Genomic DNA, 20,674 nt, shown 5'->3' with positions numbered 1-20,674 from the left:
GGAACTGTTTGCTTGTTATAGTCACATGCAAACAGTTCGGGAGGTGGCTCGTGTACGACTCCCCCCAGCACGACGCCGGGCGACCCGGCCGGCCGCGCCGGCTGGTCCTGACCGTCCTGCCACCGCTTCTCGCCCTCCTCTTTCTCCTGCTGCTCTTCGCCGTCTTCCGGGACCGGCTGCCCGGCCGGGCCTACGTCTGGGGTGGGGAGCCGCGGTACGCGCCTGGATGGGGTGGGTGGCTGAGGTCGGCCGCCCTCTCCGCAGGAGCCTTCGAGGTGGTGTTCCTCGCCGTGTTCACGCACTATTGGCGCTGGCCGGGCTTGCAGCGCTGGCTGGTCGCGTGTTCCGTCGCCGTGAGCGTCTCGATGGCGGCGGAGAGCGGTATCGGGGTGACCGCGCTGATCGACTCCCCCGAGCCCACGGCCGCGCCGGCGTGGCAGGTTCCGGCCGAAATCGCCCTCACCCTTCTCGGGGGCGTCTCGGGCTGGTGGCTGGCAGGTCCCCTGCCGCCCGCCCCCGGCGCGCGCACCGCACCGCCCCCCGGAGTGCCTGTGCTGCCGCTCGCGCCCGCCCAGCGGGCCGTCTACGCCGTGTCCGCCTGGTATCCGCGCTCGTTCCTGCAGGGGGCGGCGATGCTCGCCTTCGGCTGGTTCGGGCTCTTCAACCTCTCCCGCTCCTGGCAGGGGGCGACGCTGATGGCGCTGATGGGGCTCGTCGCGATCCTCTCGGCGCGCACCCGGCTCCGCATCGACGGCAGCGGCGTCGAGGTCAGCCTGCCGGGGCTCGGCGGCGTGCGGCGGGTCGTGCCCTACGACACGGTGCTCTTCGCGTCGGTGCGGCCGGAGGCGTCCGGCCGGGGGCTCGGCATGATCGGCGGCAGCAGGGGGTGGGGATACGTGAGCGGCCGTGGTCCGGTGCTGGCGCTGCGGCTCACCGACGGGCGGGAGTTCCTGTACTCGACCCGGGACGCCGAGACGGCCGCCGCGCTGGTGAACGCGTCACTGACCCGTGCCCGGGGAGCCGCCGGGTGCTGATCGTCGTCGATCCGTCCTCCGCTCAGCCCCTGGCCGACCAGGTGGCTGCCTCGGTGCGCGCGGCGGTGGCCAGGGGCGCGGCGGTTCCCGGGGACAAACTGCCGTCGGCGCGGGCCGTCGCCGCCGCACTCGGCATCAACCTGCACACCGTGCTGCGCGGCTACCAGCAACTGCGCGACGAGGGCCTGGTCGAGCTGCGCCGGGGCCGCGCGGCGACGATCACCGACCTCGCGGCCGAGGGCGGCCGGCTGCGCCTGCGCGAGGCAGCCGAGGAGTTCGCCGGCGCGGTGCGGCACCTCGGGGCCTCCGAGGAGGAGGCCCTCGACGCGGTCCGCAGAGCTCTGGCGGAGCGCTGACCCGCCCCTCGCCGATTCACGCCGATTCACGCCGACGCCGCGTCGAAGGGCCGATCGGGCGCCTTCGCCAGGCCGGGCAGGCCGGGCAGGTCAGGCAGGTCAGGCGGCTTCGCGGTCCAGGGGCCGACGGCGGAACCGGCGCAGGTTCACGATCAACAGGACCACGGCCGCGACGGCCGCGGCGGCGCAGGCGGCGAGGACCGGCACGCTGGGATCACCCTTCGCCTCCGCCTGTTGCCCGGCCGCGGGAAAGGTGATCGTCCCGGTGGCCGTATGGCTGACGCGGCCGCTGCGCAGGGTGAACCGGAACCTCCAGGGCCCGGCGGGCAGGTCCCCGCCCAGTAGCACGGTCACCTGACCGTGTCCGCCGGGAGCCAGGGTGGTGACGCCCGCGCTCCGGAACGGCCCGGCGCTGAGCGCGCTCGGCCCCTCCGAAAGCCGCACCTCTCCCTCCAGGTCGACGGCGCGCTCCCCCTCGTTGCCGACGTCGGCCACCAGCCGCGGCCGCCCGTCTTCGCTGCGCGCGGCGGTCACCTCGCCGATCCGGAACCTCGTGGGCGGTTCGCCGCCCGGGCCCACGTCCAGGTAGGTGCGGACGCCGATCCGGTTGACGAGCGCGACGTTGCCCGACGGGCCGGGCGAGGCCGAGGAGATCTCCGCCCAGATGACGGCGTACCGCTCGCCCTTGGAAGCCGTGGGCGGCACCGCGACGGTGGCCGTCACCGGGGCGTGACCGTGCGGCGGCAGGTCCACCGCCGTCCGGTCGAGTGTGATCCAGGAGGTCAGCTCGTTGCCGGTATGCGCGGGGGCGAACGTGAAGCCCGCGTCGCCGACCCGGGCCGCGGCGGCGTACACGTTCACGTGCTGCCGTCGCGACGAGGTGCTGAAGACCTCGAGACGCCGGGTGAAGGTGGTGCCGGGATTCACGTGGTCGACGATGAACGCGTGCGAGCGGGGGTCGTCCAGCCGGTTCTCCGGAATCTCCAGCAGCCGGATGCCGAACCGCCCCTGTCGGCGTGCCTCATCATCGGCCGCCGCCGGTGCGACGGCCGCGGCGTACGACACGATCGCGAGCAGGGTGGCGGCGACGATCCTGCGGGCTGAGCGGTCAGGCAACGGAGTGGTTCACCGTGCCGGTGTAGAGGCCCGCCACCGCCTGGGCGGGCACGTTGACGACGACGGTCGGGTTCCACTCGGCGGTGTTGACGCCGGAGCCGTTCGTCTTGCTGAACGCGGTGCGCGTCTCGTCGAGCGACTGGGCGGCCGCCGCGTCGGCCTGCCCCGGCACGAACGTGCCCGTGCCGGTGGTGGCCGTCGCCGGGCCGGACCAGTAGAGGACCGCGGTGTTGGGGACGGTCTCCGCCGGAGTGCCGCCGCCGGTGGTGAAGGCGGTGGCCGACACCGTGGCCGCCCACGTCGCGGTGAGCGCGGCACGCTGGTCGCTCACCGCGATCGGCCCGAGCTGGCCGCTGATCTGGCCCGATGGCACGCCGCTGCCGACGCTGACAGGACCGTCGGGAACGGTGGTCGTCAGCCCGCCCGGATCGGTGACGGTGAAGGTGACGGTCGTGGGGCAGGTCGTGGAGGCCGGACAGGAGGCCGCTCCGGCGGGCGACGCCGTGGACGCGACCGTGACTGCCGCGACCAGCGCCAGTCCTGCGACAGCCGCCGACGGCGCGGCGACACTCCTCTTGCCCATCTGCCGATTCCCTCCATCCGTGCGGTGCCCCGTATGGGCCGCGGTCGGTGACATCCTGGCTGGTCCGAGGCGTGCGACACGGTTCTTCCGCCGGCGTCTGGAAACCCTTTGTGATCAGATGATGACCGGCGGAGACGCGCGGCCCGTTGTCCACGGTTACGGCTGGCTCCGGCGTGGCGACGGCCGGGCGCCCGCCCGGTGCCCTAGCCTGCCGTGCGTCGTTCACGGGCGAGATCGGCGGCGTGGCGGCGGAACGACGGCACGGTGACGAGGAAGGCAGCACATGCGGCAGGTCGGTGCGATCGTGACGGCGGCGCTGGCCACGTCGATCGCTCCGCCGGCCGTGCTGCCCGCCTCCCTACGCCCCGCGGGAGCCGGGACGGCGCTGGTCGGCGAGGCCCGGGAGTACAGGACCGAGGCGGGGCGGATGGTCCCGCTGCGGGCCGATCCGCTGACGATCACCGTGCCCGGATCGGTGAACCTGGGCAGCGGCGCCCGCGGCGGCACGCTCAGCGCCTCGATGGGCACGGTGACGGTCGCCGACTCCCGGGGTGGAGTGCCTCCCTGGACGGCGACCGTGTCCGCCACGAACTTCACCACCGGCAGCGGCACCCCCACGCAGACGATCACGACCGCGAACGTCGCCTACTGGTCGGGACCGGTCACCGCGTCGTCCGGCCCGGGCACCCGCAACCCCGGTCAGGCCACCGCGGCCGGCCGAGTGGCGCTCACCTCGCCCGTCGTCGCGTTCAGCGGGCGCAAGCAGGCGGTGCCGATGTCGACGAGCTGGCAGCCCACCGTGGTCATCACCATTCCCTCCAACACCGCCGCCGGCGTCTACACCGGGACCATCACCCACTCGGTCGCCTGACCGTCTCCGCTCGTACAGGAGTTGAGGGTCTCGTTACCCGCCACGGACACGGCGGATCGGCCGCCGGTCGGACAGGTCGGCGATAGTGAGGCCCGCCGGGCCGGGGCCGCGGCTTCCGATCCGGCGTCTCATGTCGCTCCTCAGCCGAAGGGATGCCATGCCCCGCTTCTCACGACACCTCCGCCGCCCACTCGCGGCGATGGCGCTGGCCCTGGCGACGGCCGCGCCCCTGTTCACCGGCCTGCCCGCCGGCGCCGCCGGGCCGGGCGAGCGTCCGAAACCGCCGCCGCCATGGGTGCGGATCTGCCAGAAGCTGAAGCGGATGCCGGAGCACCGGCACATCCGGTGTCCCGTCCACCGGCCGCGCCCGCTCGGCCGGCCGTACGGCTCCGGCGACGCGGCGCGGTTCCCCACGGTCTCGGAGATGGACACCCCGACCCACACGTCAGGACCAGTGGGCATCACCTCCGGTCCCGACGGCGCCCTGTGGTTCACCGAGAACTACGCCGGCAACATCGGACGCGTCACCACCGACGGCGACTTCACCGAATATGCCGTGCCGACCACCGACCCCGAGCCGGGGCACATCACCACCGGGCCGGACGGCGCGCTGTGGTTCACCGAGGCGACCGGCGACAAGATCGGGCGGATCACCACGTCCGGCGTCATCACGGAGTACGCCCTGCCCACCGCGGGGTCCTACCCCTGGGGCATCACCGCCGGTCCCGACGGCGCCCTGTGGTTCGTGGAAACCATGGGCAACAAGATCGGCCGGATCACCACCTCGGGAACCATCACCGAGTACGCCCTGCCGACCGCCGACGCCTACCCGATGCGGATCACGGCCGGTCCCGACGGCAACCTGTGGTTCACCGAGTCATTCACCGGCACGATCGGGCAGATCACTCCGGACGGGGACATCACCGAGTTCGCCATCCCCTCCACGGGGGCGATACCCATAGGGATCACGACCGGGCCGGACGGCAACCTGTGGTACGCCGACGCCAACGGGAAGGTCGGCACCGTCACCACGGACGGCGCCTTCACCGAGTATTCGCTGGACGACCCCAACGCCTTCCCCTGGGGCATCACCAGCGGCTCGGACGGCAGGCTGTGGGTGTCCGAGCAACTCGGCAACGCGGCGGCCAGCGTCACCACCTCGGGAATCATCATCGAGTACAACATGCCGACCAGTCTCGCCGGGCCCTTCGACATCACCAGCGGGCCCGACGACAACGTCTGGCTCGCCGAGAACTACGTCGACCAGATCGCGAAGATCGCCCTTTAGCCCGGCCGGCACGGCTGCGGGGACTCCCGGGTGGAGCACCCGTGAGTCCCCGCAGGCAGAGTGCCCTCGGCGTCAGGGTGTGTCGTCGCCCTCGACCCGCATGACGCTCGCGACCGCGCGGACGATGTTCAGGTCGCGCAGGTCCTTTATCGTGCCCGACAGGGCGGCGTCGCTGGCCCGGTGGGTCACCAGCACGAGCTGGGCGTCGTCGCCGCGCCCCTCCTGCCGCACCGTCTGGATCGACACGTCGTGGCTCGCGAAGATCTCGGCCACCCGCGCGAGCACACCGGGCTTGTCCGCGACGTCCAGCGACACGTGGTAGCGGGTGACGCTGTCGCCCATCGGGTGGACCTTGAGGTCGGCGTACGTCGACTCCTCAGGCCCGCGGGTGCCGGCGATGCGGTTGCGTGCCACGGCGACGATGTCGCCCAGCACGGCGCTGGCGGTCGGCGCGCCGCCCGCGCCCGCGCCGTAGAACATGAGCCGCCCGGCCGACTCGGCCTCCACGAAGACGGCGTTGTACGCCTCGCGCACCCCGGCCAGGGGGTGCGACCTCGGAATCATGGCGGGGTGCACCCGGACGCCGACCGACCTGCCGTCGTCGGAGCGGGCGCAGATGGCCAGCAGCTTGATGACGTACCCCATGCCCTTGGCCGAGGCGACGTCGGCCGCGGTGATCTCCGTGATGCCCTCGCGGTGCACGTCGGCGGCCGTCACCCGGCTGTGGAAGGCGATGCCGGCCAGGATCGCCGCCTTGGCGGCGGCGTCGAAGCCCTCGACGTCGGCCGTGGGGTCGGCCTCGGCGTACCCGAGCGCTTGGGCCTCCTCCAGGGCGTCGTTGAACGAGGCGCCGGTGGAGTCCATCTTGTCGAGGATGTAGTTGGTGGTGCCGTTGACGATGCCCAGCACGCGGCGCACCCGATCGCCGGCCAGCGACTCGCGCAGCGGGCGCAGCAGCGGGATCGCCCCGGCGACGCTCGCCTCGAAGTACAGGTCGGCGCCGTTCTCGCGGGCGGCCCGGTGGATCGTCGCGCCGTCCTCGGCCAGCAGCGCCTTGTTGGCGCTCACCACGGACTTGCCGTGCGCCATGGCGGCGAGGATCAGCGACCTGGCCGGTTCGATGCCGCCGATCACCTCGACGACGATGTCCACGTCGTCGCGGGTGACCAGGGCCTCCGCGTCGGTCGTGAGCAGGGCGGGGTCCACGTCGGCGTCCCGCTTGCGCCCCAGCCTGCGCACGGCGACGCCGGCCAGCTCCAGTGGGGCCCCGACGCGGGCGGCCAGGTCGTCGGCCTGCTCGCGGAGCAGACGCACGACCTGCGACCCGACGACGCCGCAGCCCAGCAGCGCGACCCTGAGCGCCGGTTTGGCCTTACTCACGATGCCTCCTCGCTTCGCCGCCAGACTGCCCGGAGCGGCCGGTCACAGCTGCCCCCTGAGCAGGTCGTCCTCGGTCTCTCTGCGGATGATGACCCGCGCCTGGCCGTTGGACACCGCGACGACGGCGGGCTTGGGCAGATAGTTGTAGTTGTTGGCCAGCGACCGGCAGTAGGCTCCGGTGCCGGCGACGGCGATCAGGTCGCCGGGGGCCAGGTCGCCCGGCAGGTACAGGTCGCGCACGACCATGTCGCCGCTCTCACAGTGCTTGCCGACCAGGCGCGACAGCATCGGCGCCGCCTGGCTCACGCGGGAGGCGAGCACGGCCGTGTACTCGGCGCCGTAGAGGGCGGTGCGGATGTTGTCGCTCATGCCGCCGTCGACGCTCACGTACGTGCGCAGGCCCTCCACGTCCTTGACCGTACCGGCCTCGTAGAGGGTGACGCCGGACACTCCGGCGATCGACCGGCCCGGCTCGACCGTGAGCCGGGGCACGGGCAGCCCTGCCGATTCGCACACCTTCGTGACGATCTCCCGCAGGCCGTCCGCGATGACCTTGACGTCCAGGGACTCGTCGCCCACCACGTACGGAATGCCGTATCCGCCGCCGAGGTCCAGCTCCGGGAGCACGACGTCGTGCTCCTCCTTGATCTCCACCAGCAGCCTCGCCAGGCGGCGGGCCGCGACCTCGAAACCGCCGGTGTCGGTGATCTGCGACCCGATGTGCGAGTGCAGGCCGACCAGTTCGAGCTGCGGCAGCGCGAGGATGCGCCGCACCGCCTCGGCGGCGGCGCCGCTGCTCAGCGACAGGCCGAACTTCTGGTCGTCGTGGGCGGTCGCGATGAACTCGTGGGTGTGCGCCTCGACGCCCACGGTCACCCGGATCATCACCTTCGGCCGCACGCCGTGTTTGTCCGCGAGGAAGCCGAGGCGGGCGATCTCCTCGTACGAGTCGACCACGATGTGGCCCACGCCGACCTGGACGGCCTTCTCCAGCTCGGCGAGCGACTTGTTGTTGCCGTGCATCGTGATCCGCTCGGGCGGGAAGTTCACGCTGAGCGCGACGGCGAGCTCGCCGGCGCTGCACACGTCGAGGCCGAGGCCCTCCTGGTCGATCCAGCGGGCGACCTCGCGGCACAGGAACGCCTTGGCGGCGTAGTGGACCTCGCCGTCGTGGAAGGCGGATCGGTACTCGCGGCAGCGTGAGCGGAAGTCCTCCTCGTCGATGACGTACAGAGGCGTGCCGAACTCCTTCGCCAGGTCGCGCACGTCGATTCCGCCGATGGTGACGGCGCCGTCGGCCCGGCCGGACGTTCGCGGCCAGATGGCCGGTTCGAGCGCGTTGAGGTCGGCCGGCACGTGCTGCTGCGGACGCTCCTCGGGCAGTCCGGCGGTCACGGCGACGATCGATGAAGCGGCGTGCAGGTCGCCGGCAGGGTGGGCGAATCGACTCACCCGAACGAGGCTAGCCGACCCTGCGATTCACTCGCGCCCGCTGTTCACCCTGCGAGACGACCCCGACGGAAGATATTCAGATCTGCAGGTCATCGGCGACAGCACTTTCAGCCAATCACCGGTTTTGTTCAGATTTTGCCGGGTGGGGCGACACCGAGCTCCACCAGCCCCTCGCCGAGCACCCGGCGCACCGCCTCCCCCATCCGCACCCGGGCCGCGTGGAGCTCCGACGGCGGCTCGTCGCCCCTGGGGATCGGGGCCGCGCGCTCGACGGCGGTGTGGTAGGCCTCGGCCAGGCGTTCGAGGTATGCCGCCCATCCCGGATCGCGGCTCTCCCTCCTGCTCGGCAGCTCGGCCAGCACCCGCAGCACGGCCCGGTCGAACGGGCCGTCGAGCAGCTCGGGCCGCACCGCCGCGCCGGTCCGCACGCCCAGGTCGCGCGCCCACCGCCGTACGGCTCCCGCCCGCACGTACGCGTAGCGCACGGCGAAACCGGGGTTGTCCCAGGTGCGCGGGAAGTCCGGCCACGGCGCCGCGGAGGCCCCCGGCGGCGGGGGCACGGCGACCGGGGCGGCCAGCACGTCCTCGACGATCTCTCCGGGGGTGGCGAGGCCGATGACGAGGAAGCCGTTGGGCCGGACGTCCACCCGCCGGATCCCGGGCACCGCGCGCAGCCGTGCCGCGAGCCGCTCCGCCACCTCGGCCGGAGCCTCCGCCGTTGCCCGAGGCGTCGCACCCGCAGCCTCCGCCGTTCCCCGCAGCGCCACCGTGGAGACGAACCACGCGTCCCGCTCCCAGGACCCCTGCGGCACCGGCGGCTCGCCAAGGACGCCACACAACGCCTCCATGATCACCCCACACCCCCTCACCGCCGTGATCTTGTAGTTTGTCGCACGCATCCCCGCCGAGCTGGGCCTTCGCCTTTAACGATCTTGCAGAATTGGCACAACCAAAGGGCTCAGCAGGGGAAACACGAACCGTGATCTTGCAATTGCAAGATCACGGCGGTGATAACGCCAGGTCACGAAGCATATCGGCGCGCACTTGCATGATCACCAAAGGGATCGGCGCAGGTGACGGCCCATCCATGCGACAAACTACAAGATCACGAGGGGTGGGGTGGGGGGTGGTCTAGAGCAGGGCGAGGGGCTCGGCTGGGATGTATCCCTCCATACGCGCAGCGCCGAGCAGTGAGCCCTCGGCCGAGTCGCGAACGCAGACGTAGGAGTAGCGGTCGGCCGAGTAGACCCGCACCCCGTCCGTACGGCACTGCCGCATCAGGACCTCGCCCCACTCCTCCGAGACGTCGGCGAAGCCGAGCTCGGTGAGGACCTGGCGGCGGGCCAGGACGGTGCCCCCGGCCACCTCGGGGAGGAACCGGTGCTCGGCCTCCGGCTGGCGCAGCAGGGTCGCGCCGGTCGCCGGCAGGTGGGCGTAGAACGACGCCTTCCCCAGCACCTCGGCGTCGGTGGAGGCGAAGTGGCGGACGAGGTCGGCCAGGTAGTGCTCGCCGTACAGGTCCCTGGCGTCGAGCACGGCCACGTAGTCGCCGTCGGCGAGCCGGACCGCGCGGTCAAGGGCGGCCCCCCGGGTGACCGGCTCCCCCGTGGCCCGGACCACGACGTCGAGGTCCGGGCACGACTGACGGACCGTCTTGTCCACCAGGCCCGCGTCCAGGCCGTCTGCGACGATCACGATCTGCCCAGGTCGTGTGATCTGACGGGTGATCTGGGCGAGCAGGCGGTCCAGCTCCGCCGGTTCGGAGACGGCGGTGATCGCCGTGATCACGCCGCTGTTCCGTACGCTCGGCACGCCGAGGGTGTCGAGGATCGGGTCGAGCAGCGGGGTGACGCTGCCGCGGGCCCGCCAGGCGAGGTGGGCCTCCCTGGCCAGCCGTCCCGCGTCGGCCATGAGAATCTCGGCCGCCGCGAGGACCTCCTCGCCCTTGGCCCCGGCCCGCACCTGGAGCACCGGGGTGCCGCAGGCCGCGACCTCCCCTATCACCCTCGGCTCGGCGTCGGCGCCCGCGATCAGCAGGGCCGGCCGCCGGTAGGCCGTCAGCACGTCGTCGTACGACGTCGGGTCGTCGCCCTGCCCGGCCAGCGGCTGCCAGTCCGCACCGCCGGCCGGCGGGTTGACCGTGCCGAGGGTGACGATCTCCCCGGTCCTGCCGCCCTCGGCGGGGATGGGGTTGTGCACCCGGGGCTGGATCGCGAGCGGGAGCACGCCGACCCGCTCGTGGCGCAGCGCGGAGCGCCACTCGCGGGCGCGGGCCTCGGTGGTGGCCAGCACGTATTCGAAGTGCTCGGCCGCCGGGAACGCCCGCGACACCGCGCCGCCCGAGTGCCAGAAGACCGTCTTGATTCCCCGCTTGCGACAGGCCGCCACCAGGTCGCGCACCGCACGCGTCTCGCCGGCCAGTGCCTCCAGCCAGCGCCCGCCGTTGCCCTGCCGGGGGCCGGGCCGTACGGACTCGACGAACAGCACGTGCGGCTGCTGCTGGTCGAGCATGGCCTCCCAGTTGTCGGGACCGAAGTTGGTCACCAGCCGCCACTCATACCGCAGCAGCGCCTCGGTCTGCCGGTCCACGATGGCGGCCACCGTCATGTACGGCCGGGCCGTCGGGCCCTTGGGGACCGTGAACGACTCGGCGAGCGGCGCGGAGACCTGCGGGGCCTTGGGCTCGGGCGCGGCGGGGGCCGCCTTCACCTCGGGGACGGTGGGAATCTGCGGCTTGAAGTCCGAGCGCTTGGGCGCGGGGCGCTTCCTGACCGGCGCCTTGAGCGTCCTGGCCACCGTGCCGGGCTTCTTGCTGTGGATCGCGTCGCCGAGCTTGCTCCACCGGCTGTCCTGGAGCGAGGCGAGCTTCCAGTTGGCGACCTCGGTCTGGTACTTCTGCTCCGCGAGCTGCTTGGCGAGCTGCGCGTTCTGCCGCTCGGCCGTCTTCAGCCGCGCCTCGGCCTCGCGCGTCTTCGTCAGCGCCTCGGCCTCCGAGCGCGCCACCTCCTCCAGCCGCCGCTGGTAGTCCGTGATCAGCCGGGCCAGCTCCGCCGCGCCGGAGGCCCGCTCCACCGCCTCCGCCAGCGCCTGCCGCAGCGCCGCCGGGTCGTTCCACTCGGGCTGTCCGGCTGCCGGCTCGCTTACCTCGCTCATAGGGGGTGACTCCGCGGTAGACCTTCAGGACCAGAGTCACAATATTCGCAGAACGCCCTGATCGCTCTCAGCCGGAGCCGAGACCTCGTCCACCTCCCCCGCCCCATCCCCCGGCGACCGGCCGTTCACGGACCCCGCGACCAAATCGCCGAGATCCTAGCGACCAAATCACCAGCGATCATGCGACCATTTCGCCATTGATCATGCGACCGTTCTTTCACAAGGACAGCCAGCATGCCATCCTGAGCTGGTGAGAAGCCCTTCACAGACCCCTCTCGGCCGAGTGGTTCCAAGACACGCGGAAAAGCCTGCCGCGGACGCCTTGAGCGACACCCGCGTTGTACTGATCAACGGTGCCCGCCAGAGCGGCAAGAGCACCCTTGTCCGCCTCCTCGCCAAGGAACGGACGGCCGAGTGGCGCAATCTGGACACCCCGGTCGTCCGCCAAGCCGCGGAGGAGGATCCCTCGGGCTTCGTGGCGTTCCCCGATCTGATGGTGATCGACGAGATCCAGCGCGTACCCGAGCTCATGCTGTCCATCAAGGAACAGGTGGACACCGACCCCCGGCCAGGGCGGTTCCTGCTCACCGGATCGGCGCGAGTGCTCGGCCTGCGGGCCCTCCCCGACGCATTGCCGGGCCGCATGGAGACGATCGAGTTGTGGCCCTTCTCTCAAGGAGAGATCGACGGCACTCCGGACCGGTTCGTAGACGCGATCTTCGCCGAAGGCGAGGGCCTCCATCACACGTCCTCGTCGTCGCGCGCCGACTACGCCGAGCGGGTCGTCCGCGGGGGATTTCCGGAGGCGGTGGCCCGGACGAACCCGCGCAGACGCGAGCGCTTCTTCGACTCGTACGTCTCGGACCTGATCGCGCGAGACGTGAGCCGGCTGTCTGAGATCGAGCGGACTGCCGAGATGCGCGCCCTGGTGCGGTCGGTGGCCGCCCTTTCGGGACAGTTGCTCGTGACCGGCGCGCTCGGGGCGGACATCGGGCTGTCCTACGGCACCGCGAATCGCTACCTCGGCCTGCTCGAAGAGGTATTCCTGATCAAGCGCATCCCCGCCTGGTCACGCAACCTCAGCAATCGAGCGGTCGGCACCCCCAAGGTGGCCTTCGTCGACTCGGGCGTGGCCGCCAACCTGGTGGGCGCCGACGCGAGGAGCCTCGTGCGGCCCGACGGTCAGTTCGGACCGTTGCTGGAGGGATTCGTCCTCATGGAGCTCGCCCGCCAGCTCACCTGGTCGGACGAGCGCGTGGAGCTCTTCCACTACCGGACCAAGGACAAGGTCGAGGTCGACGCGGTGCTGGAGAACCGGCAGGGCCGGGTCGTCGGCGTCGAGGTCAAGGCGTCCTCCACAGTCCGCGGCGACGACTTCCGCGGCCTGCGTCACCTCGCCGACCGCCTGGGCGACGACTTCGTGGCCGGCGTCGTCCTCTACACCGGCACGCAGACCCTCCCCTTCGGCCCGCGACTGCGCGCCATGCCTGTCAGCGCCCTATGGCAGGTCTGACGGGCAAGTCGTGCGCATAGGCGGCCAGGGCGGGCTGGGCCTGCACTGTCTCAAGGCCGTGCGCTCCGACCCGCCCTCTTCGCCTCACCCGCACATTTGACTCGCGCTTTCGAGAAACTCGTTCCAGGTGTACGTGTCGTCCTTGTCGCCGACATACACCTCCCCGGGGCGGAGTGTGGCCGCGTCGTTCAGGGTGAACCTGAGCTGACCCACGATCGCGTCCTTTCCGGAATCAGGGTACGCCTCGACGTAGTAAGTGACGCCGGGGCGCAGGCGAGGATCGCCCCAGATCAATTTCCAGTCCGGCGACGGCGAATTGAGATCAAGCGTTACGGAACCGCTCCCAGTCCGCGTGGTGTCGAATTTGGCGACTCGTTCCCAGGATTCGTGCACCAGGATGGTCACGGTCATCGAGTGAGGTGCCCTTCCACACCACGCGACAGGAATGTTGATGCCGCCGTCCTGCGAGCGCGTCAGCCCCACCGTTCCTACCTGTTCCTGCACACAGCCGGCGAGCATCAAGACCACTGCCGGCGCGACCACGAGCCGCGGGATGTTTTTCATGTCAGGCCGCATTGCTCACCGTATCTCGCCCTTGATCGGATCTGCTTGGATCTCGAACCCGTTTGTACAAGGATTCGGCCCCACGAGCCAGTAGGCGATGGCGAACGAGAACCACCATCCGGTTCTGCCGCCATAGGTGTACCACCGCTGCGTGAAAGCGACCGCAGGGGGAATCTCGGACAGGAACACGCACCCGATGGTGTTGCCGTTGCGGCCGGCGCGGAACAGTTATTCCGGCAACCCACCGCCGCCCGACAGCCTCCCGCCCAAGGCGCTGCCGCACGGTCGTGGCGCAGGTGATCGGCGCGACGGTCCCGGTCCACGACTAACCGCGCATTCTGCCGTCGGCGCCCACATAATCGCCGGCGTTCAACACACCGGCATCCGGCGGCGTTCTTGCCGGCCGCTGTGGCAGACTCCGGTCCCCCTGCGAGCCCCGAGGTCCGTAGACTCGGCTGGGGTTCAAGGGAGGGCAAACCGTGCGCAAGGGTGAGTGGCCGCGATTCCAGGCCAGGCCGTACGTCTGCGGGGCCGTCGGGCCCTTCGAGCAGGCGACGCTCGACCTGCTGGCACGGTCGGGGCCGGCTGTGCAGGCCGTGCACACCGCCCCGGAGGCCGCGCTGCTCGCGTCGGCCCCCCTGGCGCCGTACGCCACCGGAGCCCGGGCGACCGCGTACGCCTGGGGCGACCGGCGGCCCGAGACCGGGGGCGAGCCCCGGGCGAACGCGTGGCTGCGGGTCGCGGAGACGTACGAGACCCCGGGCCTGGTGGACGAGCCCGACGCGGTGAGCCTGCACACGGGCGGTCTCGGCCTGGTCGACGTCTACTACCTCCAGGACGGCGACGCCGTCTACTTCTCCTCGCTGATCGAGCCGCTCCTCGCGCTCGCCCGGCGGCCCTACGAGGTGAACTGGGACGCGTGGGCGGCGATCCTCACGCTCACCTACCCGCTCCTCGAGGACACGCCGTACCGCCAGATCCGGCGCCTGCCCGGCGCGACCGCGCTGACCTGGTCGCGGCGCGAGCGCAGGCTGAGGGTGGACCGGCGGGCCCCGCGCTGGGTGCGGGAGGAGCCGGTGGACCGGGGTGTGACGGCCGGCGACCTGGTCGCGCTGCTGCACGACGCGCTCAAGCCGTACGAGCGGGTGCTGGTGCCGGTGAGCGGCGGTTACGACTCGCGGCTGCTGGCCAGCGTGGCGGTGGCCAGGAAGATGGACGTCGAGTCGTGGACCACCAGCCCCGACGACGGCCTGGACAACGACATCGACTTCGCCCGCTACATCACCCGCGAGCTGGGCATCCCGCACCGGATCATGCCGCAGGACCCCGCCGCCTACCCGCAGGAGGCACTGTGGGCGGCCCGGCGCCTGGAGTTCCTCACCAGCCACCACGCCTGGTACTCCCCCTTCGCCCGTGAGGTGCACGGCGCGGGCCGGGCCCTGGTCGACGGCCTGGCGGGCGGCCCGCTGATGAAGAACTTCCTGATCACGGCGGACGCCGTCGGCGCGGGGACGGGCGCGTCCCGCCGCGAGGCGCTGCTGAAGGCCCTGGCGACCGGCGACGCCCACATCCCCGTGCTCGGCGAGGCCGCCGCCGCGTTCATGGGCGACCGGGTCCGCGCGGCGTTCACCCGGGCGACCTCCATGCTGCACGGACACCGGGCCGAGCTGCCGTTGAGCGTGCTCCACACCCGGACCGTGCGGGGCATCGCCAGGTCCCCGGTCAACCTCGTCGGCCCCGAGGCGACCCCGGTCTTCGCGTTCCTGCACCCGGAGTTCTTCGACGCGGCGCTGTCGGTGCCGGTCGTCCGCAAGGAGGGCGGGAAGTTCTACCGGGAGGTCCTGCGGGCCGCCAACCCCCGCGTGGCGGCGCTGCCCTCGACCAACACCCCGCTGCTGCCGAACCGCCGGGTGCCGCTGCGCTCGAACGGGCCGGTCGCCCGCGAGTGGAACCACCGGATGCTGGTCAGGGCCGCGCGGATCCCGGGGCTGATGTCGCCCCAGATGCTGGACGCGATCGCCGGCGGGCCGGACGCCCTGACCGCCTTCGGGTCGTGGAACTCGCGGTTCTGGCTGCGTGCCCTGGTGGCGTTCGGGGCGTGGCTGGCCGACTACGAGGACGTGCTCGGCGACCTCACCCCGCCCTGGCCTGCGCCGTAGGGCGGGTGGTCCGCACAGTCCTGGGCCGCGTCTGTGCGGTAGCACTCCGTGATCACTCGAAAACAGGTAAAAACTGCATGTCAGACCGGCGTCAGCCTTTTCGGTCAGACCACTTCTAGTGGTAGTTTTGGTCAAATAGAGCCAAACATCTTGGCGAGAGCTTCAAAGCTCGGGTGTGACCTGACAACACGCTCCTCCTTCCTCAAGCGAGAACCAGATGAACGCTGCTGCGCCCTGCCCTGACCCGGTTTCCGGGTCGTTCGGCGCCACCACCGGTGCGTACTCCGGCGATCTGCCGGAGATCACCGATTTCACCTCACAGGACCCCCGCTGGTACAAGCGCGCGGTCTTCTACGAGGTACTGGTCCGCGGCTTCAAGGATTCCAACGGCGACGGCACCGGCGACCTGCGCGGGCTGATCGAGAAGCTCGACTACCTCAAGTGGCTCGGGGTCGACTGCCTCTGGCTGCTGCCGCTCTACGAGTCCCCGCTCAAGGACGGCGGCTACGACATCTCCGACTACCTCAAGATCCTTCCGGAGTTCGGCGACCTCGGCGACTTCGTGAAGCTGATCGAGGCCGCGCACGAGCGCGGCCTGCGGGTCATCACGGACCTGGTCATGAACCACACCAGCGACCAGCACCCGTGGTTCCAGGCGTCCCGCAACGACCCGGACGGTCCGTACGGAGACTTCTACGTCTGGTCGGACGACCCGGACAAATACTCGGGCGTCCCCATCGTCTTCGTGGGCTCCGAGGACTCGAACTGGACGTTCGACCCGGTGCGCAAGCAGTACTACTGGCACCGGTTCTTCCACCACCAGCCCGACCTGAACTACGACAACCCGGACGTCCAGGACGCGATGATGGAGGTCATCCGCTTCTGGCTCGATCTCGGTGTGGACGGGTTCCGGCTGGACGCGGTGCCCTACCTGTTCGAGCGCGAGGGCACCTCCTGCTCCGGGCTGCCGGAGACGCACGACTATCTCAGGAAGATCCGCGCCGAGGTGGACCGGCTCTACCCCGACCGGGTGCTGCTCGCCGAGGCCAACGGCTGGCCGGAGGACGTGGTCGAGTACTTCGGCGACCCCACCAAGGGGGGCGACGAGTGCCACATGGCCTTCCACTTCCCGCTGATGCCGCGCATCTTCATGGCCGTACGCCGGCAGAGCCGCGAGCCGATCTCCGAGATCATGTCGCGCACCCCGAAGCTGCCGGAAAGCGCCCAGTGGGGCATCTTCCTCCGCAATCACGACGAGCTGACGCTCGAGACCGTGACGGAGGAGGAGCGCGACTACATGCACGCGGAGTACGCCAAGGACCCGCGCATGCGCGCCTACCTCGGCATCCGCCGGCGCCTGGCTCCCCTGCTGGAGAACGACAGGGACCAGATCGAGCTGTTCACCGCGTTGCTGCTCAGCATGCCGGGCTCGCCGGTCATGTACTACGGCGATGAGATCGGCATGGGCGACAACATCTGGCTGGAGGACCGCGACGCGGTGCGCACGCCGATGCAGTGGACCCCGGACCGCAACGCCGGATTCTCCGAGGCCGACCCCGGCCGGCTCTACCTGCCGGTGGTCATGGACCCGGTGTACGGCTACCAGTCGGTCAACGTCGAGGCCCAGACCAAGAGCGAGTCGTCGCTGCTGCACTTCACCCGGCGGATGCTGCAGATCAGGCGGGAGCACTCGATCTTCGGCACCGGCGACTACACCGAGCTGTGGTCGCCGAACCCGAGCGTGCTGGCCTTCCTGCGGGAGGAGGGCGACGACGTGGTCCTGTGCGTCAACAACCTGTCGCGCTTCGCCCAGCCGGTCGAGCTCGACCTGCGGCGCTTCGCCGGGGTGACTCCGGTCGAGTGCCGGGGCGGCGTCCCCTTCCCGACGGTCGGCGACCTGCCCTACCTGCTCACGCTGCCGGGCTACGGCTTCTACTGGCTGTCCCTGCGGCCGTCGTCCTGATCCGGCCGCCCGGCACATCCGTCCTCGGGACGTTCGGCACGCCCCGTCCTCGGGCCCTTCGCGGGCCCCTGGGCCGGGCGTCGTCGTACGCACACCAGACTTGACGCCGTCTTGGCCCACCCCTTTCGCCTGACGTGCCTACCGTGGCGTGGACGGGCGGATTGCTCGCACCGGCGAGAGGGGGAGCCTCATGCCCCGGCATACCTACCTGTCCCTGGCCGCCGCGTTGGTCGCGGGGGCGGCCGTCTCCGGGATCGCCACGGCGCAGACGCCGGCGGCGCCCCGCGACACCGACGCCTCCGCGACTCTCACGAACGCGCAGGGTCAGAACGTCGGGACGGTCCACGTGGAGAACGACGAGAACGGCGGGACCGAGGTGACGATCAGGACCACCGCGCTGCCGCCCGGATTCCACGGCGTGCACGTCCACGACAAGGGCGTGTGCGACCCGAACTCGAAGGACCCGGCGACCGGCAGCCCCTTCTTCAGCGCGGGCTCCCACCTGGGCTCGGGCTCGCACCCCGGGCACACGGGGGATCTGCCCGACCTCCTGGTCCGCGGCGACGGCGTGGGCCAGGCCTCCGTCGTCACCGATCGGTTCAGGGTGGAGGACCTGCTGACCGGCGGCGGCAGGTCGATCGTCGTCCACGCCAAGCCCGACAACCAGGCGAACGTCCCCGACCGCTACAGCCGTTCGGGCACGGCCGGGCCTGACGCCGAGACGCTCAAGGCCGGCGACTCAGGCGCCCGGATCGCCTGCGGCGTGTTCAAGAGAGACTGACCCGCGTTCTCACGCGGGGCCGAACGGCACCGGCCGCGGAAGACCAGCGGGCCCCGGCCACGTCGGCTCAGGCCGGACGCTCAACGCACTCCGCCGTTCGCTCAGCGGGCGGTGAGGGGCACCTGCGCCCGCGCCGCCCGCCTGGCGGGGATCAGCGCCACCAGCAACGCCGCGCCGATCGCGATGAGGAGGGTCGCGACGAGCATGCCGGAGGTCGGAGCGCGGCCGATGCCGGCGCCGACGCCGCTGCCGCGGCCCTCCAGGTCGATCAGCCACCGTGACCAGGCCGCCCCCGCCGCGGCCCCCAGCACGACCCCGACCGCCGCGGGCAGGCCGGTCGCGGTCACCAGCGTGGCCATCACCTGGCGCGGGGTCAGGCCCATCGCCTTGAGCACGGCCAGGTCGAGGACGTGGTCGCGCAGCCCGAGCGCGCTCGCCGTGAGCAGGCTGGCCAGCCCGATCAGGGCCAGCACGGCGACCAGCGCGACAATGATCACCCGGATGACCGAGAGCCGGTCGGCCGGGTTCACGGCCTGGGCCACCTCCAGCCCCTCCCCCTGCAGGCGGGCCCGCACCTGGACCGCGTCGGCGCCGGGCCGCAGCACCAGGGCGTAGAACTGGGGCGGCAGCGCGTCCTTGGCCGCCAGGCTGTCCATCCCGAACGACAGCACCTCGCCGTCCTGCTCGGGCTCGACCACCCGGCCCACGATCCGGACGATCAGCGGGGTGCCCCCGATCGTCACGCGGACCCGGTCGCCGATCCCCACGCCGAGGAGGTCGAGCAGGCCCTGCCCGGCGACCGCCTCGCCCCGGTCCGCGAACATCCGGCCCTCGACGACCGGAAAGGGATAGGGGTCGGACGACAGGCCGAGGGCCCTGGTCCGCACGGTCCTGGTCTGCCAGGGGACGAGCGCGTCGAGCTCGGCGCCCGGGTAGGCCGCGACCACGTCCTGGTCGGCCATCGCCCGCTGGCGCGCCTCCTCGGCGGTCAGCTCGCCCGGCCGGACGGTCAGGGCCGCCGCCTGCCCCACGCTCTCGGGGTGGCGGATGAAGTCGTCCAGGGTCGTCCAGCAGCCGAGCCCGATCGTGATCATCATCATCGGGATGGCGACGCCGCACAGCGTGAGCGCGGCGGGCGTCCTGCGGGTGAACGCGTCCCTGGCGCCGAGGACGAGCGCGGGCGGCAGCCGTACGAGCAGGGCGACCCGGGCCAATCGCGACAGGTGCCCGCGTGGCGGCGCCGCCGGGGTGGCCGGGATCGGCGGGGTGCGCCCGCCGCGCCAGGCCGGGATCAGCACCGCGACCAGCACCATCAGCGACGTGCCCACGATGATCGCGGCGAGCGGGCCGGCCGACAGCGGGACGGCGACCGTCTCCCCCATGGCGTACGTCGTGATCAGCCGGGCGACGACCACGCCGGCGGCGATGCCGAGCAGCCCGAGCGTGCCGTGCTCGGTGACGAGCATCCGGACCACCTGGCCCCGGGTGAACCCGAGCGACTTGAGCGTCGCGATGTCGCGCAACTGCATGAGCACCCGGCCTCCGGCGGCGTTGGCGAGCGCCAGCGCGGCCGCGATCAGGCCCGCGCCGCCGAACAGCGCGAGCAGCAGGCCGAGCAGCCGGTTGTCCAGTTCCATGGAGGCCCGCACCTCGCGCCAGGTCGTCACCCGCTGCACCTGGTTGCGCATCGTGAAGACGGCCCTCTGGACGACGAGATCGGTGGTGGCGGGATCGGCCAGCCGCAGCCCCGTCACGGTCTCGGTGCGGCCGGGCGCGGGCTCGACCACGTTCAGCGTCTGCGCGAGCGTCCAGGCCAGGCCGGGGGTCCACTCCGGGTAGAACCCCTGGTCACCGCTTTCCGCCAGCCCGGCGACGGTCAACGCGTGGGTCGCGCCGTTCAGCCCGGTGACGGTGAACGGGCTGCCCGGCCGCAGGCCGAGCGCGCGGGCGAAGGACCGTTCGACGACCACGCCGTTCGGGGTGCGCACGTCGAGCCAGCGGCCCTCGCGGAGGAGCGGGCGGGCCACGGCGGGGATGGCCGCCGGCGTCTCCTGCAGGGTGATCGGCACCCGCCGGCCGCGCGCGACCAGCGTGGCGGGCGCGCTGCGGTAGGGCCCGGCGACGTCGGTCACGCCGTTCAGGCTGCGCAGCGCGGACACGTCGGGCACGTCCTTGCTGTGGATCCAGATGTGCGCGCTGTTGCTGCGCTGGAACAGGCCGCGCCAGGGATTGGTGCCGTCCTCCAGCAGCGTGGCCGCGATGATCAGAGCGGTGACGATCCCCGCCACCGCGAGGACCGTGAGCACGGCCTGGCCCCGGCGCGCCCGCAGGTCCGCGCGGATCCACCGCAGCTCCGCGGTCCTCGTCGTGATCAAGCGGCCCCCTCGCGCCGGTCCGGGCTCTCCGGACTCTGCGGACGGGTGGCCGGGGAGGCATGGCGGCCGGACGATCTCAACTGCGC

17 protein-coding genes are annotated in these 20,674 nt (G+C 71.7%); 8 read left to right on the top strand and 9 right to left on the bottom strand.

Features of this window, described 5'->3' with window-relative positions; all coding sequences use genetic code 11:
- The first annotated feature begins 50 nt into the window (after positions 1 to 50).
- Positions 51 to 1,034 (top strand): hypothetical protein, encoded by a 984-nt coding sequence (locus BXA11_RS13575; protein ID WP_076434824.1) that lies wholly within the window; start codon positions 51 to 53, stop codon positions 1,032 to 1,034.
- Entirely contained in the window at positions 1,028 to 1,390 is a 363-nt protein-coding gene (locus BXA11_RS13570; RefSeq protein WP_076434823.1) for a GntR family transcriptional regulator, read from the top strand. The genes BXA11_RS13575 and BXA11_RS13570 overlap by 7 nt, the downstream gene beginning before the upstream one ends.
- A 99-nt stretch (positions 1,391 to 1,489) precedes the next feature.
- On the opposite strand, the gene BXA11_RS13565 is transcribed toward BXA11_RS13570, so the two are convergent.
- Both BXA11_RS13565 and BXA11_RS13560 read right to left on the bottom strand, forming a co-directional pair.
- Positions 1,490 to 2,506, bottom strand: coding sequence for a hypothetical protein (locus BXA11_RS13565; RefSeq protein ID WP_076434822.1), 1,017 nt, complete (start codon positions 2,504 to 2,506; stop codon positions 1,490 to 1,492).
- A complete protein-coding gene (locus tag BXA11_RS13560; RefSeq protein ID WP_076434821.1) occupies positions 2,499 to 3,089 on the bottom strand; it encodes a hypothetical protein in 591 nt (196 codons plus the stop codon). The genes BXA11_RS13565 and BXA11_RS13560 overlap by 8 nt, the downstream gene beginning before the upstream one ends.
- A 283-nt stretch (positions 3,090 to 3,372) precedes the next feature.
- Between BXA11_RS13560 and BXA11_RS13555 the strand changes: the two genes are divergently transcribed.
- Together BXA11_RS13555 and BXA11_RS13550 are read left to right on the top strand one after the other, a co-directional pair.
- Complete coding sequence (locus BXA11_RS13555) at positions 3,373 to 3,960, top strand: hypothetical protein (protein ID WP_076434820.1); 588 nt, start codon at positions 3,373 to 3,375, stop codon at positions 3,958 to 3,960.
- 199 nt (positions 3,961 to 4,159) lie between these two features.
- Positions 4,160 to 5,248, top strand: coding sequence for a Vgb family protein (locus tag BXA11_RS13550; RefSeq protein WP_204053672.1), 1,089 nt, complete (start codon positions 4,160 to 4,162; stop codon positions 5,246 to 5,248).
- A gap of 72 nt (positions 5,249 to 5,320) precedes the next feature.
- On the opposite strand, the gene BXA11_RS13545 is transcribed toward BXA11_RS13550, so the two are convergent.
- The 4 genes from BXA11_RS13545 to BXA11_RS13530 all read right to left on the bottom strand — a co-directional run bounded on the left by BXA11_RS13545 (position 5,321) and on the right by BXA11_RS13530 (position 11,233).
- The gene (locus BXA11_RS13545; protein WP_030510514.1) at positions 5,321 to 6,628 is read right to left on the bottom strand and encodes a homoserine dehydrogenase; all 1,308 of its coding nucleotides are present in this window, start codon (positions 6,626 to 6,628) and stop codon (positions 5,321 to 5,323) included.
- Positions 6,629 to 6,670: 42 nt separating this feature from the next.
- Complete coding sequence (gene lysA, locus BXA11_RS13540; protein ID WP_030510515.1) at positions 6,671 to 8,080, bottom strand: diaminopimelate decarboxylase; 1,410 nt, start codon at positions 8,078 to 8,080, stop codon at positions 6,671 to 6,673.
- Between the two features lie 128 nt (positions 8,081 to 8,208).
- Positions 8,209 to 8,928, bottom strand: coding sequence for a DALR anticodon-binding domain-containing protein (locus BXA11_RS13535; protein ID WP_076434958.1), 720 nt, complete (start codon positions 8,926 to 8,928; stop codon positions 8,209 to 8,211).
- 283 nt (positions 8,929 to 9,211) lie between these two features.
- Complete coding sequence (locus BXA11_RS13530; protein ID WP_076434819.1) at positions 9,212 to 11,233, bottom strand: glycosyltransferase; 2,022 nt, start codon at positions 11,231 to 11,233, stop codon at positions 9,212 to 9,214.
- A gap of 322 nt (positions 11,234 to 11,555) precedes the next feature.
- Between BXA11_RS13530 and BXA11_RS13525 the strand changes: the two genes are divergently transcribed.
- Positions 11,556 to 12,746, top strand: coding sequence for an ATP-binding protein (locus BXA11_RS13525; protein WP_239105007.1), 1,191 nt, complete (start codon positions 11,556 to 11,558; stop codon positions 12,744 to 12,746).
- Between the two features lie 84 nt (positions 12,747 to 12,830).
- On the opposite strand, the gene BXA11_RS13520 is transcribed toward BXA11_RS13525, so the two are convergent.
- Together BXA11_RS13520 and BXA11_RS43105 are read right to left on the bottom strand one after the other, a co-directional pair.
- Positions 12,831 to 13,310, bottom strand: coding sequence for a hypothetical protein (locus BXA11_RS13520; protein ID WP_143734246.1), 480 nt, complete (start codon positions 13,308 to 13,310; stop codon positions 12,831 to 12,833).
- A 15-nt stretch (positions 13,311 to 13,325) separates the two neighbouring features.
- Positions 13,326 to 13,499 (bottom strand): hypothetical protein, encoded by a 174-nt coding sequence (locus BXA11_RS43105; protein ID WP_159454773.1) that lies wholly within the window; start codon positions 13,497 to 13,499, stop codon positions 13,326 to 13,328.
- A 290-nt stretch (positions 13,500 to 13,789) separates the two neighbouring features.
- On the opposite strand from BXA11_RS43105, the gene BXA11_RS13515 reads away from it, so the two are divergent.
- The 3 genes from BXA11_RS13515 (at position 13,790) to BXA11_RS13505 (ending at position 18,213) form a co-directional block, all read left to right on the top strand.
- Positions 13,790 to 15,469: an asparagine synthetase B family protein gene (locus tag BXA11_RS13515; RefSeq protein ID WP_076434816.1), complete on the top strand. Its 1,680-nt coding sequence runs from the start codon at positions 13,790 to 13,792 to the stop codon at positions 15,467 to 15,469.
- Positions 15,470 to 15,686: 217 nt separating this feature from the next.
- On the top strand, positions 15,687 to 17,432 hold the full coding sequence (gene treS / locus BXA11_RS13510) for a maltose alpha-D-glucosyltransferase (protein WP_076434815.1): 1,746 nt from the start codon (positions 15,687 to 15,689) through the stop codon (positions 17,430 to 17,432).
- A 190-nt stretch (positions 17,433 to 17,622) separates the two neighbouring features.
- Positions 17,623 to 18,213 (top strand): superoxide dismutase family protein, encoded by a 591-nt coding sequence (locus tag BXA11_RS13505; RefSeq protein ID WP_083744209.1) that lies wholly within the window; start codon positions 17,623 to 17,625, stop codon positions 18,211 to 18,213.
- A 101-nt stretch (positions 18,214 to 18,314) separates the two neighbouring features.
- Here the strand turns inward: BXA11_RS13505 and BXA11_RS13500 are convergent, their stop codons facing one another.
- On the bottom strand, positions 18,315 to 20,588 hold the full coding sequence (locus tag BXA11_RS13500) for an ABC transporter permease (protein WP_083744208.1): 2,274 nt from the start codon (positions 20,586 to 20,588) through the stop codon (positions 18,315 to 18,317).
- Between the last annotated feature and the right edge of the window lie 86 nt (positions 20,589 to 20,674).

This window comes from Microbispora rosea (assembly GCF_900156315.1).
GTDB classification, from domain to species: Bacteria; Actinomycetota; Actinomycetes; order Streptosporangiales; family Streptosporangiaceae; genus Microbispora; species Microbispora rosea.
This window is presented reverse-complemented; position numbering and strand designations above follow the sequence as displayed.

Coding starts and splice junctions, on each gene's coding strand:
- BXA11_RS13560 (WP_076434821.1), bottom strand. CDS start 3,089: ATGGGCAAGAGGAGTGTCGCCGCGCCGTCGGCGGCTGTCGCAGGACTG.
- BXA11_RS13555 (WP_076434820.1), top strand. CDS start 3,373: ATGCGGCAGGTCGGTGCGATCGTGACGGCGGCGCTGGCCACGTCGATC.
- BXA11_RS13550 (WP_204053672.1), top strand. CDS start 4,160: ATGGCGCTGGCCCTGGCGACGGCCGCGCCCCTGTTCACCGGCCTGCCC.
- BXA11_RS13535 (WP_076434958.1), bottom strand. CDS start 8,928: ATGGAGGCGTTGTGTGGCGTCCTTGGCGAGCCGCCGGTGCCGCAGGGG.
- BXA11_RS13530 (WP_076434819.1), bottom strand. CDS start 11,233: ATGAGCGAGGTAAGCGAGCCGGCAGCCGGACAGCCCGAGTGGAACGAC.
- BXA11_RS13520 (WP_143734246.1), bottom strand. CDS start 13,310: ATGAAAAACATCCCGCGGCTCGTGGTCGCGCCGGCAGTGGTCTTGATG.
- treS (WP_076434815.1), top strand. CDS start 15,687: ATGAACGCTGCTGCGCCCTGCCCTGACCCGGTTTCCGGGTCGTTCGGC.
- BXA11_RS13505 (WP_083744209.1), top strand. CDS start 17,623: ATGCCCCGGCATACCTACCTGTCCCTGGCCGCCGCGTTGGTCGCGGGG.